The 1,187-nt window shown below is 34.8% G+C and carries 2 protein-coding genes; both read right to left on the bottom strand.

Annotation, left to right across the window (positions count from 1 at the left end; translation table 11 throughout):
• The coding region (locus CRV02_RS14240) for a biotin/lipoyl-containing protein (RefSeq protein ID WP_129090897.1) at nt 1-494 on the bottom strand (494 nt) is incomplete at its 3' end.
• 9 nt (nt 495-503) lie between these two features.
• Nucleotides 504-1,187: 2-oxo acid dehydrogenase subunit E2 (locus tag CRV02_RS14235; RefSeq protein WP_258239324.1), on the bottom strand; the 684-nt coding region annotated here is incomplete at its 5' end.

The raw sequence follows: 1,187 nt of genomic DNA, 5'->3' as shown, positions 1-1,187 counted from the left end.
ATACAACCAACATTTAAACAAACTCCACCTAAAGTTGGGTGTCTTTCTACTAAAACAGTATCTAAACCTAAGTCAGCACATCTAAATGCAGCAGAATATCCACCAGGACCTGCTCCAATTACAAGAACTTGACCTTTTACTTCTTTTGCATTAGCACTTACTTCAACATTTGAAGGTGCTGGTTTAGAAGCAGCAGGTGCAGCTGTAGGAGCTGCTTTTGGTTCTTCTTTAACTGGTTCAGCTGCTGCTTCATCTTGAACTTCAACTCTAGCAATTAAATCACCAGAGTTTACTTTATCTCCAACTTTCACAAGAATCTCTTTAATAATTCCTGCTTCTGTTGTTGGAACGTCCATAGAAGCTTTTTCAGTCTCTAAAGTGATAAGTCCATCTTCTACTTCAACTTCATCACCAACTTCAACCATAACTTCAATTAAATCTACATCTTTATCTGCACCTAAATCAGGAATAAGAATATCAACAATTTTACCCATCTGTACTCCTTATAGACTTAATAGTCTGATGTCACTTAAAAGCTTAGATAATGTAGTAGTAAATCTAGCACCATCAGCTCCATCAATTACTTTGTGGTCATAAGATAATGATAATGGTAACATTAATCTTGGTACAAAGTTTTCTCCATCCCATACTGGTTTCATTTCAGATTTAGATAATCCTAAAATTGCAACTTCAGGAGCATTGATAATTGGAGTAAATTTAGTTCCTCCAATTCCACCTAAAGAAGAAATTGTAAATGAAGCACCTTGCATATCAGCTGATTTAAGTTTACCTTCTCTAGCTCTGCTTGAGATATCTGCCATTTCAAGAGCAATCTCTTTGAAACCTTTTTTATCAACATCTTTGATTACAGGAACAACAAGACCATTTGGAGTATCAACTGCAATTGCGATATTGAAGTATTTCTTCATAATCAGACTTTGTCCATCTGCACTTAATGAAGCATTGAATTTTGGATGAATTTCAAGTGCTTTAGCTACTGCTTTAACTACAAATACTAATGGAGATAATTTAAATCCATCTGCAATTGCATTTTGTGCTTTTCTAAAGCTTTCCATCTCAGTAATATCTGATTCATCAAATTGAGTAACGTGAGGCATTGAAACCCAGTTTCTATGTAATGATGGTCCAGAAATCTTTTGAATTCTACTAAGCTCAACAGTTTCAAT

It is taken from the genome of Arcobacter sp. CECT 8989 (assembly GCF_004116715.1).
GTDB lineage: Bacteria > Campylobacterota > Campylobacteria > Campylobacterales > Arcobacteraceae > Halarcobacter.
The sequence above is the reverse complement of the archived record's forward strand: the minus strand, read 5'-3'. Positions and strand labels throughout refer to the sequence as shown.